The following is a 16204-nucleotide window of genomic DNA, read 5'->3' as shown; positions in this document are numbered from 1 at the left end:
TATTGAAAATGACGGCAAATGCAACCACCTTGCCGTGCGTTGCCAGAAATGAGGCGCTGCTCGGTCCACCGGGCGCCGGCGGACCAGCGCCGAGCCTTGGCACTATTGATAATTGGCGCCCTGTCCCCATGTAGGGGCCGTTCCGTTTCTTTATTTTGCTGTTCCAAGGCACCAGAACCCAGACACCATGAGCAAACAAACCCTGTCTTTCCAGGCCGAAGTGGCCCAGTTGCTGCACCTTGTCACCCATTCGCTGTATTCCAACCAGGAAATCTTCCTGCGCGAACTGGTCTCCAACGCCTCCGACGCCTGCGACAAGCTGCGCTTCGAGGCGCTGAACAACAACGCGCTGTACGAAGACGCCCCCAACCTCGAAGTGCGCGTCACCTTCGACAAGGCGGCCAGGACGCTGACCATCACCGACAACGGCATCGGCATGAGCGCGCAGGAGGCCATCGACCACCTGGGCACCATCGCCAAGAGCGGCACCAAGGACTTCATGGGCAGGCTCTCGGGCGACCAGAAGCAGGATGCCCAGCTCATCGGCCAGTTTGGCGTGGGCTTCTACTCGGGCTTCATCGTGGCCGACAAGATCACCGTGGAATCGCGCCGCGCGGGCCTGAAGGCCGAAGACGGCGTGCGCTGGACCAGCGGCGGCAGCGGCGACTTCGAGGTGGAAACCATCACCCGCCCGCAACGCGGCACCAGCGTCATCCTGCACCTGCGCGATGACGCCGAGGAATACCTCAACGCCTGGAAGCTCAAGCAGGTCATCGCCAAATACTCCGACCACATCAGCCTGCCCATCCTGATGGAAAAGGAAGAGTGGAAAGACGGCGAGCTCATCAACCCCGGCGACGAGAACGGCGGCCGCCAGCCCGGCGGCATGGTCAAGACCGGCGAGTGGGAAACCATCAACAAGGCCAGCGCCCTGTGGACCCGCCCCAAGAAGGACATCACCGACGAGCAGTACGCCGAGTTCTACAAGGCCATCAGCCACGACCACGAGGCCCCGCTGACCTGGGCGCACAACCGCGTGGAAGGCAACACCGAATACACGCAGCTGCTCTACATCCCCGCCAAGGCGCCGTTCGATCTGTGGAACCGCGACAAGAAGGCCGGCGTGAAGCTGTATGTGAAGCGCGTCTTCATCATGGACGACGCCGAGGCGCTGATGCCCAGCTACCTGCGCTTCGTCAAGGGCGTGATCGACTCGGCCGACCTGCCGCTCAACGTGAGCCGCGAACTGCTGCAGGAAAGCCGCGACGTGCGCGCCATCCGCGAAGGCAGCACCAAGCGCGTGCTGAGCATGCTGGAAGACCTGGCCAAGCACGACAGGCATGACACCACGGTCAACGCCGATGGCGTGACCGATGTGGTCGATGCCGACGACAAGGCCAAGGAAGGCAAGTACACGGCGTTCTACAGCGAGTTCGGCGCCGTGCTCAAGGAAGGCCTGGGCGAAGACTTCGGCAACCGCGAGCGCCTGGCCAAGCTGCTGCGCTTTGCCAGCACCACCAGCGACACCCCCACCGTGGGTTTTGCCGACTACAAGGCGCGCATGAAGGAAGGCCAGGAGGCGATTTACTACATCACCGCCGACACCCTGGCCGCCGCCAAGAACAGCCCGCAGCTCGAAGTCTTCAAGAAGAAGGGCATCGAGGTGCTGCTCATGACCGACCGCGTGGACGAGTGGGCGCTGAATTACCTGCAAGACTTTGACGGCACGCCGCTGCAAAGCGTGGCCAAGGGCGCGGTGGACCTGGGCAAGCTGCAGGACGAAGCCGAGAAGAAAGCTGCAGAAGTTGCCGCAGAAGCCTTCAAGCCCGTGCTGGCCAAGCTGAAAGAAGCCCTGAAAGACAAGGCCGAAGACGTGCGCGTGACTTCGCGCCTGGTGGATTCACCCGCCTGCCTGGTGGTGCAGGACGACGGCATGAGCACCCAGCTCGCCCGCATGCTCAAGCAGGCCGGCCAGCAGGCGCCCGCAACCCTGCCGGTGCTGGAGGTGAACCCCGAGCACGCGCTGGTGAAAAAGCTCGACGGCAGCGTGCATTTCCACGACCTGGCCCACATCCTGTTCGACCAGGCCCTGCTGGCCGAAGGTGGTCTGCCGGAAGACCCGGCGGCTTACGTCAAGCGGGTGAATGCGCTGCTGGCCTGAGCCCGCCATGTGCTGAGCGCCTGGTGCCCTGCGGCCGGGCGCAAGGCGCTATTTTTTGCGCGGCCTCAGGCGCGCGACACACGGGCCCGGGTCAGGATTCGGGCATGCACGGTGTCGCGCTCGGTCGGTGGGGCGCTGATGAGTTCCTGCAGGGCGCCGGCGGGCAGTTCCAGTGTCTTGCGCCGGTCCTTCTTGACCGGAACCGTGCGCCAGTCTGAAAGCACCATCCAGTTCCACAGGTCGTGCGGAATCGGCTGGTTGACCGCCATCCTGATCTCCTTGCGGACGATGAAAGTTCCAAGGGGCGGGATGGGGCCGGCCGCAGGGGTGCGGCGCTGCTGGCGGATGGAAAAAATCGTGCGGATCAGGTCTTTCATGGGGTGATGCGCGCGCGCCGCTGAGGTGTAGATGTGCAGCATATCCGAGGCCGGACAATTGGTGTGGGTGCATTGCGCCCTTTGGCAATGGTTCACCTGAATGTCGAGCATCTGTTTTCCCCAAGCGACCACAGGCTGCGGCAAACCGCAGCCAGCCAGCGCGCGCCGGCCGCAGCCACTCACCCAGGCCCTCTTCTGTGGCGCTGAAGTGCATCGTGGACAGGGTGCGCAGCATGGCAATCCTGGATGTGTGGGTGCAGAGTGTGGGCAGACGGTGTCGCGGCCGCTGCTTCGCTCAACCTCCGGGCTGGATCAGTGCGCGAGGCGCAGCAATTGTCCGTTGGGGCTGTCGGTCAGCAGGTAAATCCAGCCGTCCGGCCCCTGGCGCACGTCGCGAATGCGCGCGCCCAGGCTGTCGAGCAGATATTCATCGCGCACCACCCGGCCGCCTCGCAGCTCCAGCCGGTGCAGGCGCGTGAACTTGAGCGAGCCGACAAACAGGCTGCCGCGCCAATCCGCGCCGTACCGGTCGCTGGTGAGAAAAGCCATGCCCGAAGGCGCGATGGACGGCACCCAGTAGTGCAGCGGCTGCTCCATGCCGGGTTTGGCCGTGCCCACGCCAATCTTGCCGCCGCCGTAGTTCTCGCCGTAGGTGATCACCGGCCAGCCGTAGTTGCGGCCGGGCTCGGGGCGGTTGATCTCATCGCCGCCCTGGGCGCCGTGCTCGTGAATCCACAGTCGGCCGTCCGGCCCCCATGCGGCGCCCTGCGGATTGCGGTGGCCCCAGCTCCAGATTTCGGGCAGCGCGCCGGCGCGGTCGGCCAGCGGGTTGCCGGGTGCAGCGCCCCCGGTGGGCGCCAGGCGCACCACCTTGCCCAGATGGTTGTCCAGACCCTGGGCGTCGTCCTTGCGGCCATAGCGCTCGCCCAGGGTGAGAAACAGGTTGCCGTCCGGAGCCTGCACGATGCGGCAGCCAAAGTGCAGTTGGCTGGCCACCTTGGGCCGCTGGCTGAAGAGCACGGTGACCTCCTGCAGCGCCGTCGCGCCTGGCGCCAGCGTAGCACTGGCCAGGGCGGTGCTGTTGCCGCTGCCGCCGCGTTCGGGCGATGCGGGTTCGGAGTAGCAAAAGAAGATGCGCCGGTTGCGCGCAAAGTCCGCATCGGTGATCACATCCAGCAACCCGCCCTGCCCACCCACGGCGAGCCGCGGTAGCCCGGCCAGGGGCGGGCCCATCCGCCCGTCCGGCGCCACCACGCGCAGACGGCCAGGCCGCTCGGTGATCAAAAAGTGCCCGCCGGGCAAAAAAGCAAGACCCCACGGATGGCGGAGGCCCGAAGCCACCACCTGCACCGACACCTGGCTGCGCGTCGCAACGGGTGGCACTGGGTTCACGGATGGACCGGATGCCGCCCCCTGCGCCAGCGCGGCCCCGTTCGTCTGCATAACAGTGGTGGAAATAGCTATGTGAACAATAGCTGCTAGCACCTGTTTTACTTGGGATTGAGGCGGTTTTGACACATGCTTCATCGGGCGCTTCCTCCGGTCTGTTGGTGGGGGCCATCGGCCTGTGCATTGTGCGCCGCATGGGCGCGGCTGCAAGCCGGTGGCCCAAGGCGGGCCGCCCGAAGACCCGGCGGCTCACGCCGGGCGCGCGAATGCCTTGCTGGTCTGTCCATTTCAAAGCGGCATGTTGGCATTCATGCCCATGGATCTCCGGGATTTGGCAGTCACGGGGTTTTTGAAGATGGCGTGATAACCCATCAACCAGCCAGGCGATCCATGGCACGAGGGCTATTCCCAATGGTGCTGCTGGTTCTATCCGTTGAATATCGGCAAGCAAATTTCATTTCAAGGAAGTTCCATCATGCAAATCAAGACCATCCTGGCCACGGTCGCCGTGTCCTGGGGTGCCGTGGGCGTGGCGCAGGCGCAGGCCGGCAACCCCACGCCGGGCTATCCCAACCGTCCCATCACCATGGTGATTCCCGCAGCGGCCGGTGGCGGCACCGACGTGGTGGGCCGCGTGCTGGCCGAGGAACTGGGCAAGCGCCTGGGCCAGCCGGTGATCGTGGACAACAAGGCCGGTGCCTCGGGCATGCTGGGCGCCAACGCCGTGGCCCGCGCTGCGCCGGACGGCCACACTGTGCTGGTCTCGTATTCCACGCCAGTGTTCTACGCGCACCACATGTTCTCCAAGGTGCCCTACGACATCCGCAAGGACTTTGACTTCATCACCCAGATTGCCGCCACCAGCCTGGTGCTGATGGTCAACGACAAGGTGCCGGCCGAGAACATGAAGGAGTTCATGGCCTGGGCGCAGCAGAACAAGGGCAAGGTCAACTATGGCTCCTACGGCATGGGCTCGCCCGGCCACCTGATGAGCGCCTACCTGAGCGATTCGCGCAAGCTGAACATGACCCACGTGGCCTACAAGAGCGAATCCCCGCACATCCAGGACCTGTCCGCCGGGGTGGTGTCCTGGGGCCTGGGTACACTGGCCGCCGCGCAGGGGCAGATCAAGGCAGGCCGCCTGCGCCCGATCGCCGTGTTCGGCCCCAACCGCCTGGCCGACCTGCCGGGCGTGCCCACCATGGCCGAGGCCGGCTTCCCCGACCCCGAGTTCAAGACGATTGCCTGGTTCACGATGCTTGCCCCTGCCGGCACGCCCAAGCCCATCCTGCAGCGGCTGGAGAAAGAGGCCGTGGAGATCATCCATTCCACCCAGATGAAGGCCCGCCTTCAGGTCTTTGGCCTGGAAGGTGTCAAGGGCGGCGCAGCCCAGTTCCGCAATGACTTTGACGCGTCCAACCCCATCATCGAGAAGCTGGTGAAGATCTCCGGCGCGAAGCAGGATTGATTCCCTGGGCCGCTGCGCGGCGGGGTTCAGGCCACCAGCGGCGCCTCCTGCATCGCCTCGATCTGCTCGTGCAGCATGTCCACCTGGCCCTTCCAGTAGTCGCTGCTGCCAAACCACGGGAAGTTGATCGGGAAGATCGGGTCTTGCCAGCGCCGGGCCAGCCAGGCGCTGTAGTGGATCAGGCGCAGTGTGCGCAGGGGTTCGATCAGGGCCAGCTCGCGCCGGTCGAAGGGGCGGAACTGTTCGTAGCCGTCGAGCAGGGCGCCGAGCTGGTGCGTGCGCTGGCGCCGGTCGCCCGACAGCAGCATCCACAGGTCCTGCACGGCCGGGCCCATGCGGGCGTCGTCCAGGTCCACAAAGTGCGGGCCGCCGCGCCCCCATTCATCCAAGGGTGTCCACAGAATGTTGCCGGGGTGGCAGTCGCCGTGCAGGCGCAGCAGGGTGGCATTTTTCAAACCAAATGGGCCTGACGCGCTTGTATCGTTTGCGCTTGAAGCTATTAAATCAAGAGCTTGCTGGCAGGCGTCGCGCCAGGCCGATTGCACGTCGAGCGGGATCAGGTCGTGCGCCAGCAGCCAGTCGCGCGGCGCGGTGCCGAACTGCTGCAGGTCGAGCGCGGGGCGGTGCGTGAAGGGCTGCGCCGCGCCCACGGTGTGGATGCGCGCCAGAAAGCGGCCAATCCATTCGAGCACCTCGAAATCGTCCAGCTCGGGCTGGCGCCCGCCGCGCCAGGGGCTGACCGAGAACATAAAGCTGCCATGCGGGTGCAGCGTGCGCCCGCCCAGCACCAGCGGGCCCACGGCGGGCACCTCGGCGGCCATGAGGTCGGCGGCGAAGGCGTGTTCTTCGAGGATCTGCGCCTCGCTCCAGCGGCCGGGGCGGTAGAACTTGGCAACCACGCGCTCGCCGTCTTCCAGCGTGACCTGGTAGACGCGGTTTTCGTAGGACGACAGCGCCATCAGCCGACCATCGCCATACAGGCCCACGCTGGCCAGTGCGTCGAGCACGGCGTCGGGGGTCAGGGTGGCAAAGGGGTGCGGGCCAGGCGCTTCTTCGGAGGAAATGTGCATCGGACCATTGTCGCCCGGCTGCAGTGGCCCCACCGGGGGCATGGCAGGGCGCATGGTCTGGCCAGATTGTTGGGGAAAAATGGGCTCCAGCGCACGATGGTATTGCGCTAATAGCTATATTTTTAATAGGAATGGCCGTTGGATGCAGCAGCCCCGTGGGGGTTCACTCGCTGTACTCGCGCGCCAGCTGGGCAAAGGGCAGCGCCTGCTTGACCAGGATGACGGTGCAGGGCGCGTCGCGGGCCACGCGCATGGGCACGGTGGCGATGAAGCGCTGGGTCTGCAGCCCATGCGTGGCGGCGCCCAGGATCATCATGCTGACCTGGTTGCCCTCGGCGTAGCGCACCAGCGCCTGGGCCACGTCGCCCGCTTCGAGGACGTGGTAGCTCACGCTGTGGCCCGCCAGGTCGAGCGGTTCGGCCCATTGCCTGAGCCGGGCGCGGTGCTGGCGGTGCAGCGCGGTTTCGCTGCGTTCGCTGTCGGTGCTGCTGCTGGCCGAGGGCGAGATCACGGTGACGCAGGCCAGCCGCGCACCCGGGCGGATGCCCAGCGAGCGCCCCACGGCCTGGCGCAGCGAGTACATGGTGGCGTCGGTTACGTCGTCGTGCGGCACGGCCACCATGACGATGGGCACCTCTTCGATCTGGCGCGTGGGCAGCGGGCTGGGCTGGTAGTGCATGCCGGCGGCCTTGATCCAGCGCTTGAAGTGCGTTCCTGCCCCGGGGCCGCGCTGGCGCTGGCCGCGCTCGGTGATGGGCACCTGGTCGGGGTGGGCCAGGTCGAAGGCCAGGTGGGCGGCCGACGGGTGGCGTCGGGCGGCCTCGGGTTCCAGGCAGCGCAGGATGGTTTCCTGCAGCCATTCGGGCAGGTCGGGGCGGTGCTGGCGCGGCGGCGCGGGCGACATCCACAGGCGCTGGCGCAGGCCGCCTGGCGTGGTGGGCGCGCCAAAGGGCAGCTCGCCTGTGGCCAGTTCGTACAGCATGACGCCGATGGCAAAGATGTCGCTGCGCGGATCGCCGCGCACGCCCACCACCTGCTCGGGCGCGATCCAGGCGGGCGAGCCCACGGCGCGGCGCAGCTCTTCGGCCAGCAGGTCGGGGTAGTGGGCGTGGCACGACAGGCCAAAGTCGAGCAGCACGGCATGGTCGTCGTGGGTGAACAGCACGTTGCCGGGCTTGAGGTCGAGGTGGCAGACGTTTTGCTGGTGCAGGCTGTGCGCGGCACGCCCCATGGCGGCGCCCAGGCGGGCTATTGTTGCCACGTCGGGCCGCTCGGTTGCATCCAGCCAGTGCTGCAGGGTGCGGCCCGTCAGGTGTTCCATGACCAGGTAGGGCAGGCGTTCCAGGTCGCCCGCGGCGACAAAGCGCGGCACATGGGGGCCGGTGAGCACGGGCAGGATCTGCAGCTCGACTTCGAAGCTGACGATGTTCTCGGCACCGTCGCCCGCCGTCATGCGCGGGATCTTCATGGCCAGGGGAAAGCCCGGGTTGGGGGCGCCCACTGCGTATTCCACGCGGTAGATATGGGCCATGCCGCCCGAATGGATGCATTCGAGCACGGTGAAACCATCGACTTCGGTACCGGGTTCGAGCAACTTCACCGGCCGGCCTCCAGCCGCCGGGCAAAGTAATCGGGCATGGCGTTTGTGGCCCGAACGGCGGCGGCAGCGGCGCCATGGTCGTAGGGCACGCGCTCGAAGCGCAGCAGCCAGGCGTCGGTGTCGAGCAGGGCGTACATGGCGCGCGGGTCACCGTCGCGCGGCTGGCCCACCGAGCCGATGGTGGCCACCCATTGCCGGTGCGGCGCCACCGGAATGGCCACGCCCGGCTGGGGTGCAAAGCGCATGAGCCCCCGCCCGGTGCCACGGTAGTACAGCGTTTGCTGGTGCACATGGCCGCAGAACACATGGCGGATGCCGGGGCGCTGGGTGGCAGCGTCCAGGCACTGGCCCGCCACGGCTTCGTTGTCCACATAGCGCCAGCGCTCGGGGGCGTCGGCGCTGGCATGCACCAGCAGGACGTCGCCCACCTCGGCGACGAGGGGCAGGCCTGCGAGAAAGGCGCGCTCCGGCGGCGTGAGCTGGTTGTGGGTCCAGACGGCCCCAAGTGCGGCCACGGTGCTGGCGGTCCGGTCACCTGGAACCGGGGGGCGCACGGCCAGGGCGTCGTGGTTGCCGTCAATCACGCAGTGGCCCTCTGCCACCAGCGCCATGGCCTGCCGCACCACATAGCCGGGCTCGGCACCATAGCCCACCAGGTCGCCCAGCCAGGCAAAGTGCTGCGCGCCCTGCGCGCGGGCGTGGTCCATGCAGGCGTCGAGCGCCTGGCGGTTGGAATGAATGTCTGACAGCAGCGCCAGCTTCATCGGTGTCTCCTTGGTGGCACCATCCTAGCCGAGGCCTGTTGGCATGCCACCAGAAGGCTGTGCCGGCGGGTCGCCGGAGCACAAGGCCCACCGGCGCTGTCCGGTGCTTCAGACCAGTGTGAGCGTCACGTCGATGTTGCCACGCGTGGCATTGGAGTAAGGGCAGACCTGGTGGGCGGCGTCCACCAGGGCCTGCGCTGCTGCGCGGTCCATGCCGGGCAGCTGGATGGCCATGCGTACGGCAATGCCATAGCCCGCGCCAAGCTTGCCCAGGTCCACGCTGGCGTCAATGGCCAGGTCCTGGGGCAGGGTGATCTTCTGCTGGCCGGCCACGGCCTTCATGGCGCCGATGAAGCAGGCCGAGTAGCCGGCCGCGAACAGTTGCTCGGGGTTGGTGCCCGTGCCGGCGGTGCCAGGGGATGACAGCTTCACATCCAGGCGGCCATCATCGGTGCGCGAGGCACCGTCGCGGCCCCCGGTGGTGTGGGCGTGGGCGGTGTACAAAACTTTTTCAAGCGAGGCCATGGTGTCTTCCTTTGAAGGTAATGCCCGCAGCGCGGGACGGGGAGGGAACGTGAACGGGTGGATGCCTCAAGGCGCACTCAGCCGGGCGCGCAGGGTCTTGAGCTGGCCGGTCAGCGCCGCCAGCTCGGGCAGCGTGCACTGGCTGCGCTGCAGCACGCAAGGCGGGATGCGTTCTGCGGCATCGCGCAGCGACCGCCCCGCGGGCGTCAGGTGGATGCGCACGCGCCGCTCATCCTCGGCGTCGCGCAGGCGGGCAATCAGCCCCGATGTTTCGAGCCGTTTGAGCAGCGGGGTGAGCGTGCCCGAATCCAGGTACAGGCGCTCGCCCAGTGCGCTGACCGTGATGCCGTCGCCCTCCCACAGCACCAGCATCACCAGGTACTGCGGGTAGGTCAGGCCGATACGGTCGAGCAGCGGCTTGTAGAGCTTGGTCATTGCCAGCGAGGCGGAATACAACGCAAAGCAGACCTGGTTGTCCAGTTGCAGCGTGGCGGGGTTCGGTGAAAGGGGCTTGGTCTTGCGTGGCATGGTCTGTATTTTTGTCGGCAATTGAATTGTGTGCAATTTAATTGCAAAAAACTGTTATCCAAAGAGGGACTTCTGGCGACTCGCCGGGCCGAAAAAAAGGCGCCCTCGGGCGCCTTGTGCTGTGCCATGCGTTGCCGCAAGGTTCAGTAGCTGTAAACACCCTGGCCCGTCTTGCGTCCCAGGCGGCCCGCGGCCACCATTTCCTTGAGCAGCGGGCAGGGGCGGTACTTGCTGTCGCCAAACTCGGTGAGGTACACGTCCATCACGGCCAGGCACACATCCAGTCCGATCATGTCCGCCAGGGCCAGCGGGCCGATGGGCTGGTTGCAGCCGAGCTTCATGCCGGCGTCGATGTCCTCGGGCGTGGCCAGGCCTTCGGCCAGCACGAAGAAGGCTTCGTTGATCATGGGCACCAGGATGCGGTTGACCACAAAGCCGGGAGCGTTCTTCACGGTGATGGGGCTCTTGCCCAGCGCCAGGGCCATGGCCTTGACGGCGTCGTGCGTGGCGTCGCTGGTCTGCAGGCCGCGGATGATCTCCACCAGCGCCATCATGGGCACGGGGTTGAAGAAGTGCATACCGATGAACTTGTCGGCGCGGCTGGTGGCGGCGGCCAGCTTGGTGATGGAGATCGACGAGGTGTTGGAGGCAATGATCACATCGGGGCCGACGATGCCGTCGACCTGCTGGAGGATCTTGAGCTTGAGCGCGTAGTTTTCGGTGGCGGCCTCGATCACCAGCTGGGCGGCCTTGAGGTCGTCGTAGCTGGTGGAGACCTTGATGCGCGCCAGGGCGGCGTCCTTGTCGGTGGCGCTGATCTTTTCCTTCTTGATCAGGCGGTCCAGGCTGCCGGCCACCGTGGCCAGGCCTTTTTGCACGGCGGCGTCAGAAATATCCACCATCACCACGTTGATGCCCGACACGGCGCAGGCCTGCGCGATGCCGTTGCCCATGGTGCCGGCACCAATGATGCCAACGGTTTGAATCGTCATAGAAAAAGCCCTCTTCATAAGTGAAACAGACAGCCGAGATGGTAAGGGGAGCGCATGTTTGTTCGGTTATCGTGTCGGCATACTGCTGCAACGCATGGCGGAAGAGACAAGAATCCATGTTCGACTACATCGTGATCGGTGGCGGATCGGCCGGCGCCGTGCTGGCGGGGCGCCTGACCGAAGACCCCGGTGTGCGCGTGTGCCTGCTGGAGGCCGGACCCGCCGACAAAAGCGTTTTCATCCATTGCCCCGCCGGGCTGGCCGTGATGGCGAAGTTCGAACTCAACAGCTGGGGGCAGGACACCACGCCGCAGCCCGCGCTCAACGGGCGCCGGGGCTATCAGCCCCGGGGCAAGGTGCTGGGGGGCTCGAGTTCGATCAATGCCATGGTGTACGTGCGCGGCCAGCATGCCGATTACGACCACTGGGCAGCGCAGGGCAACCCCGGCTGGGGTTGGGCCGATGTCAAGCCCTACTTTTTGCGCGCTGAAAACAACGAACGCGGCGCGAACGCATGGCATGGCCAGGGTGGCCCGCTGAACGTGGCCGATCTGCGCGCGCCCCACCGGTTCAGCCAGTTTTTCACCGAGGCGGGAGTGCAGGCCGGCTACCCGCACAACCCCGATTTCAACGGCGCCACGCAGGAAGGCGTGGGTCTGTACCAGGTCACGCACCAGAACGGCGAGCGCCACAGCGTGGCCAAGGGCTACCTCACTCCGCACCTGGCGCGGCCCAACCTGCAGGTCATCACCCAGGCCCACGCCACGCGGGTGCTGCTGCAGGGCCGCCGCGCCGTGGGCGTGGAGTACCGCCAGGGCGGCCAGCTGCACCAGCTGCGGGCCGCGCGCGAGGTGCTGCTGAGTGCGGGCGCGCTGCTGTCGCCGCAGCTGCTGATGCTGTCGGGCATCGGCCCGGGGGCGCAGTTGCAGCGCCATGGCATCGCGGTGCAGCTCGACCTGCCGGGCGTGGGGCAGCACCTGCACGACCATCCCGACGTGGTGCAGGTCATGGATGCGCCGGGCCTGACCGACCTGTTCGGGCTGTCGCTGCCCGGCATGGTGAACGTGGCGCGCGGCATGCTGCAGTGGCGCCGCAGCCGCACCGGCATGCTCACCACCAATTTCGCCGAGGCCGGGGGCTTCATCAGGAGCGATCCGTCCGAACCTACGCCTGATCTGCAACTGCATTTCGTGGTCGGCAAGCTGCTGGACCATGGCCGCAAGACCGTGCTGGGCCATGGCTACTCGTCCCATGTCTGCCTGCTGCAGCCCAGGAGCCGCGGCACCGTCTCGCTGGCCAGCAAGGACCCGCTGCAGCTGCCGCTGGTGGACCCGCAGTTTCTGCAGGACCTCGACGACATGGTGCGCATGGTGCGCGGTGTGCGGCGGATGCGCAGCATTCTGAACCAGCCGGCGCTGGCACGGTTTGGCGCCAGGGAGCAGGCCGCGTCAGCCGGTGCCCGCACCGATGCGCAGATCGAGCAGTTCATCCGCCAGCATGCCGACACCATCTACCACCCCGTGGGCTCCTGCCGCATGGGACCGGGCCCGCTGGATGTGGTGGATGCCCAGTTGCGCGTGCATGGCATGCAGGGGCTGCGCGTGGTGGACGCGTCCATCATGCCGCGCATCGTGAGCGGCAACACCAACGCGCCGGTCGCCATGATTGCCGAAAAGGCGGTGGACTTGCTGCGCGCCGCAGTGCAGGGCTGAATAAGCGCGTTTTTCGGCTGTAGCGGTTGCCTGGTAAACGCTGATAGCTGTATAAAAACGAGCAAAATCAGGCGCGAAACCGCCGGCGTGTGAGCGCCAGCGCCACCCAGAAGGCCGCCACGGTGGTGGCCACCAGCACTGCGGCGTGGCGCAGCGCGTGGTCGGGCCACTGGTCCATGAACAGCGGCCGCACCAGTTCCACGGCATTGGTCAGCGGCAGCCAGTCGGAGATGCTGCGCACGAGGGGCGGCAACTGTTCGCGCGGAAAGAACACGCCCGACAGGAACATCATGGGCGTGAGCACCAGCGTGAAGTAGTAGGTGAAAAAATCGTAGCCCTTGGCCAGCGCGTTGAAGATGAGTGCAATGCTGGAAAACATGATGCCCACGCCCAGCAGCACCGGCCAGGCCACCAGCAATTTGGGGCTGTGGCTGATGGAGAGCGCCAGCATCACGCCCATGATGGCGGTCACGGTGAACAGCGCCTTGAACGCGGCCCACAGCATCTCGGCCAGCACCACGTCGTCCAGGCGGATGGGCGCGTTCATGATGCCGTCCCAGGTTTTCTGCACATGCATGCGCGAGAACGCCGAATACAGTGCCTCGAAGCTGGCGGCGTTCATGGCGCTCATGCAGATCGAGCCGCTGGCCAGGAACAGGATGTAGGGCACTTTTTGCCCGTCCACGCTCAGCTCGCCCACCAGCGCCCCCATGCCGTAGCCAAAGGCCACCAGCCACATCAGCGGTTCGGCGATGTTGCCCACCAGGCTGGGAATGGCCAGCTTGCGCCACACCAGCAGGTTGCGCAGGAACACCGGCCAGCAGCGGGCGGAAAGGCGGGGTGGGCGCCATACCGACGCCGTGGGCGGAGCGGCGGTGGCGGCGGAAGAAGGGGCAGTGGACATGGGCTGATTGTGCGACGGCCAGGGAATGGGTGCGCAACCGCATGCGCACCTTATTAAGAGCTGAAAATGGCTATGGCGCCCGCACAACAAGCGCCAATAGCTATCAATTTAAAAGCGAATTTCGCGCACTCAACCGTCCTCGCGGATCTGCCGCCCGGTCAGTTTGAGGAACAGATCCTCCAGGTTGGCCGGCCGGTGCAGCGTGCGCAGATGGCCCTGCTGGCCCACTGCCTGCAGCAGCGGCTGGGCGTTCTGGGTGTAGAAGAAAACGGTCTCGCCGCTGACCTCCACGCGCGCGGCCAGCGCGCGCAGGGCATCGTCATGGGCCAGGGCCACGGCACCCACGCCATAGACCTCCACCACGTCGGGCTCCAGGTGCCGGGCGATCAGCTCGCGCGGGCGGCCCTCGGTGATCTTCCTGCCATGGTCCAGCACCAGCAGGCGCGAGCACAGGCGTTCGGCCTCGTCCATGAAATGGGTGGTGAGCAAAATGGACTTGCCTTGTTGCAGCAGCCGTTGCAAGCGCTCCCACATCAGGTGGCGGGCCTGGGGGTCGAGGCCCGTGGTGGGCTCATCGAGCAGCAGCAGGCGCGGGTCGTTCACCAGCGCCCGGGCCAGCGACAGGCGCCGCTTCATGCCGCCCGACAGCTCGCCGGGCTTGGCATGCGCCTTGTGCGTGAGCGCCGCGAATTCGAGCAGGCGCGGCACGCGCTCGTCCATCACCGCGCCCTTGAGCCCGAAGTAGCGGCCGAAGACGCGCAGGTTCTCGGCGCAGGTGAAATCCGGGTCCAGCGTGTCGAACTGGGTCACCACGCCCAGCTGGGCCTTGATGGCCAGGGCATCGCGGGGCATCCGCAGCGGGGGCGCGCCCGTCCCCGGGTCAAACTGCACGGTGCCGCCGTCGGGGGCGGTGTGCCCCAGGCACATGCGGATGGTGGTGGTCTTGCCGGCGCCATTGGGGCCGATCACGCCCAGGCATTCACCCGGGGCAATGGAGAACGAGACACCATCGACCACCCTGGTGTCGCCGTAGCGCTTGCTCAGTTGCGAGGCGGTGAAGAGTTCCGTCATGGGCCGATTGTGGGCGATCTGCCGGGAGCCCGCGCCGGGGCGTCGGAGCAACCAGATTGAATAACAACGGGTCTGTGACGCCTTATGGGTCAGCGCTGGCAGCTATTGAAAACGAAGTGATTGGCGGCCGCTTGGGCACCCGGCGCCGACGCGCGGGCTTACTGGAACGCCACCTCGGCGAAGCTGCGCAGCTTGCGGCTGTGCAGGCGCTGCACGCCGCCCTCGCGCAGGATCTCGACGGCGCGCATGCCGATGCGCAGGTGCTGGTCCACGCGTTCGCGGTAGAAGTGGTTGGCCATGCCGGGCAGCTTGATCTCGCCGTGCAGGGGCTTGTCGCTCACGCACAGCAGGGTGCCGTAGGGCACGCGAAAGCGAAAACCGTTGGCGGCGATGGTGGCGCTTTCCATGTCCAAGGCCACGGCCCGGCTCTGGCTGAAGCGGCGCTGGGGCAGGTTGTCGGGCAGCAGCTCCCAGTTGCGGTTGTCGGTGCTGGCCACGGTGCCGGTGCGCATGATGCGCTTGAGTTCGTCGCGGCCCATGCGCGTGACGTCGGCCACGGCCTGCTCCAGCGCCAGCTGGATCTCCGACAGCGCCGGAATGGGCACCCACAGCGGCAGCTCTTCGTCGAGCACATGGTCCTCGCGCACATAGGCGTGGGCCAGCACGTAGTCGCCCAGCTGCTGGGTGTTGCGCAGGCCGGCGCAGTGGCCCAGCATCATCCAGGCGTGCGGGCGCAGCACGGCGATGTGGTCGGTGATGGTCTTGGCATTGGCCGGGCCCACGCCGATGTTGACCATGGTGATGCCGCTGCGGTCGGCGCGCACCAGGTGGTAGGCCGGCATTTGCGGCAGGCGCGGCGGCGGCGCACCGAGCTCGTCGCCTGGCTCGGCGGCCAGGCCCGCGCGGCGCGTGACCACGTTGCCGGGCTCGATGAAGGCGATGTATTCGCTGTCCGGCTTGGCCATTTCGGCGTGGCCCAGGCGCACGAACTCGTCGATGTAGAACTGGTAGTTCGTGAACAGCACGAAATTCTGGAACCACTCGGGCTGCGTGCCTGTGTAGTGGCGCAGGCGGTGCAGCGAATAGTCCACGCGCGGTGCCGTGAACAGTGACAGCGGTTGCGCCTCGCCGGGGCGGTGCTGGTGCGTGCCGTTGGCGATGCCGTCGTCCATGGCGGCCAGGTCGGGCAGGTCGAACAGGTCGCGCATCAGCATGCGGCGCTCGGGGCTCAGCGTGCCCTCCACATGGTCGTGCTCGGCGAACGAGAAGTGGATGGGGATGGGGTGGGCGCTGGTGCCCACCTCCAGCTCCACGCTGTGGCTGTGGCGCAGCAGGCGGAACTGCTCGGCGTAGTAATCGGCGAACAGATCGGGGCGGGTGAGGGTGGTTTCGTAGCGACCGGGGCCCTCCACGAAGCCGTAGGCCAGCTGGCTGTCGGCCCGCGCCACGGTGGTGGTGTGCACGCGCACGAAGGGGTAGAACGCGCGCACGGCGCCGTCAGGCGTCTCGCCGGCCACGAAGCGCTGCATGGCCGCGCGCAGGTGGCCGATCTGCTGCTGGTAGATGCGCTGCACCTGGGCCAGCGCGTCGGTGGGGTCGGTGTGGCGGGTGGGGGCGATGAAGTCGGGGATCTGCGGCATGCG

At 66.7% G+C, this 16204-nt stretch carries 14 protein-coding genes; 3 read left to right on the top strand and 11 right to left on the bottom strand.

Annotated features, from left to right (window positions below; genetic code table 11):
* Nucleotides 1-187 precede the first annotated feature (187 nt).
* Entirely contained in the window at nt 188-2161 is a 1974-nt protein-coding gene (gene htpG / locus AC1Q5S_RS14340) for a molecular chaperone HtpG (RefSeq protein ID WP_422202729.1), read from the top strand.
* 65 nt (nt 2162-2226) lie between these two features.
* Here htpG and AC1Q5S_RS14335 read toward each other — a convergent pair whose 3' ends face one another.
* Both AC1Q5S_RS14335 and AC1Q5S_RS14330 read right to left on the bottom strand, forming a co-directional pair.
* A complete protein-coding gene (locus AC1Q5S_RS14335) occupies nt 2227-2538 on the bottom strand; it encodes a hypothetical protein (RefSeq protein ID WP_303833128.1) in 312 nt (103 codons plus the stop codon).
* Between the two features lie 312 nt (nt 2539-2850).
* Nucleotides 2851-3981, bottom strand: coding sequence for a PQQ-dependent sugar dehydrogenase (locus AC1Q5S_RS14330; RefSeq protein ID WP_422202728.1), 1131 nt, complete (start codon nt 3979-3981; stop codon nt 2851-2853).
* Between the two features lie 421 nt (nt 3982-4402).
* Between AC1Q5S_RS14330 and AC1Q5S_RS14325 the strand changes: the two genes are divergently transcribed.
* Nucleotides 4403-5395, top strand: coding sequence for a Bug family tripartite tricarboxylate transporter substrate binding protein (locus AC1Q5S_RS14325; RefSeq protein WP_422202727.1), 993 nt, complete (start codon nt 4403-4405; stop codon nt 5393-5395).
* Between the two features lie 26 nt (nt 5396-5421).
* On the opposite strand, the gene AC1Q5S_RS14320 is transcribed toward AC1Q5S_RS14325, so the two are convergent.
* From AC1Q5S_RS14320 to AC1Q5S_RS14295, 6 genes are all read right to left on the bottom strand, one after another.
* A complete protein-coding gene (locus AC1Q5S_RS14320) occupies nt 5422-6465 on the bottom strand; it encodes a serine/threonine protein kinase (protein WP_303833122.1) in 1044 nt (347 codons plus the stop codon).
* 163 nt (nt 6466-6628) lie between these two features.
* Nucleotides 6629-8065, bottom strand: coding sequence for a serine/threonine protein kinase (locus AC1Q5S_RS14315; RefSeq protein WP_303833120.1), 1437 nt, complete (start codon nt 8063-8065; stop codon nt 6629-6631).
* Complete coding sequence (locus AC1Q5S_RS14310) at nt 8062-8829, bottom strand: metallophosphoesterase family protein (RefSeq protein WP_492239015.1); 768 nt, start codon at nt 8827-8829, stop codon at nt 8062-8064. Before AC1Q5S_RS14310 ends, AC1Q5S_RS14315 begins: the two co-directional genes overlap by 4 nt.
* Before the next feature lie 108 nt (nt 8830-8937).
* The gene (locus AC1Q5S_RS14305) at nt 8938-9354 is read right to left on the bottom strand and encodes an organic hydroperoxide resistance protein (protein ID WP_303833117.1); all 417 of its coding nucleotides are present in this window, start codon (nt 9352-9354) and stop codon (nt 8938-8940) included.
* Nucleotides 9355-9420: 66 nt separating this feature from the next.
* Nucleotides 9421-9882: a MarR family winged helix-turn-helix transcriptional regulator gene (locus tag AC1Q5S_RS14300; protein WP_303833115.1), complete on the bottom strand. Its 462-nt coding sequence runs from the start codon at nt 9880-9882 to the stop codon at nt 9421-9423.
* 143 nt (nt 9883-10025) lie between these two features.
* Entirely contained in the window at nt 10026-10874 is an 849-nt protein-coding gene (locus AC1Q5S_RS14295; protein WP_303833113.1) for a 3-hydroxybutyryl-CoA dehydrogenase, read from the bottom strand.
* A gap of 116 nt (nt 10875-10990) precedes the next feature.
* Here AC1Q5S_RS14295 and AC1Q5S_RS14290 point away from each other — a divergent pair, with 116 nt between their 5' ends.
* Complete coding sequence (locus AC1Q5S_RS14290) at nt 10991-12586, top strand: GMC family oxidoreductase (RefSeq protein WP_303833112.1); 1596 nt, start codon at nt 10991-10993, stop codon at nt 12584-12586.
* 67 nt (nt 12587-12653) lie between these two features.
* Here AC1Q5S_RS14290 and AC1Q5S_RS14285 read toward each other — a convergent pair whose 3' ends face one another.
* The 3 genes from AC1Q5S_RS14285 to AC1Q5S_RS14275 all read right to left on the bottom strand — a co-directional run bounded on the left by AC1Q5S_RS14285 (nt 12654) and on the right by AC1Q5S_RS14275 (nt 16201).
* Nucleotides 12654-13490, bottom strand: coding sequence for an ABC transporter permease (locus AC1Q5S_RS14285; RefSeq protein WP_303833111.1), 837 nt, complete (start codon nt 13488-13490; stop codon nt 12654-12656).
* Between the two features lie 129 nt (nt 13491-13619).
* Nucleotides 13620-14561 carry an ATP-binding cassette domain-containing protein gene (locus tag AC1Q5S_RS14280; protein ID WP_303833110.1) on the bottom strand — a complete coding sequence of 314 codons (942 nt, stop codon included), beginning with the start codon at nt 14559-14561 and terminating at the stop codon, nt 13620-13622.
* 158 nt (nt 14562-14719) lie between these two features.
* Nucleotides 14720-16201 carry an AMP nucleosidase gene (locus tag AC1Q5S_RS14275; RefSeq protein ID WP_303833108.1) on the bottom strand — a complete coding sequence of 494 codons (1482 nt, stop codon included), beginning with the start codon at nt 16199-16201 and terminating at the stop codon, nt 14720-14722.
* Between the last annotated feature and the right edge of the window lie 3 nt (nt 16202-16204).

It is taken from the genome of Acidovorax sp. GW835-FHT14B10, from assembly GCF_058793725.1.
This window is presented reverse-complemented; position numbering and strand designations above follow the sequence as displayed.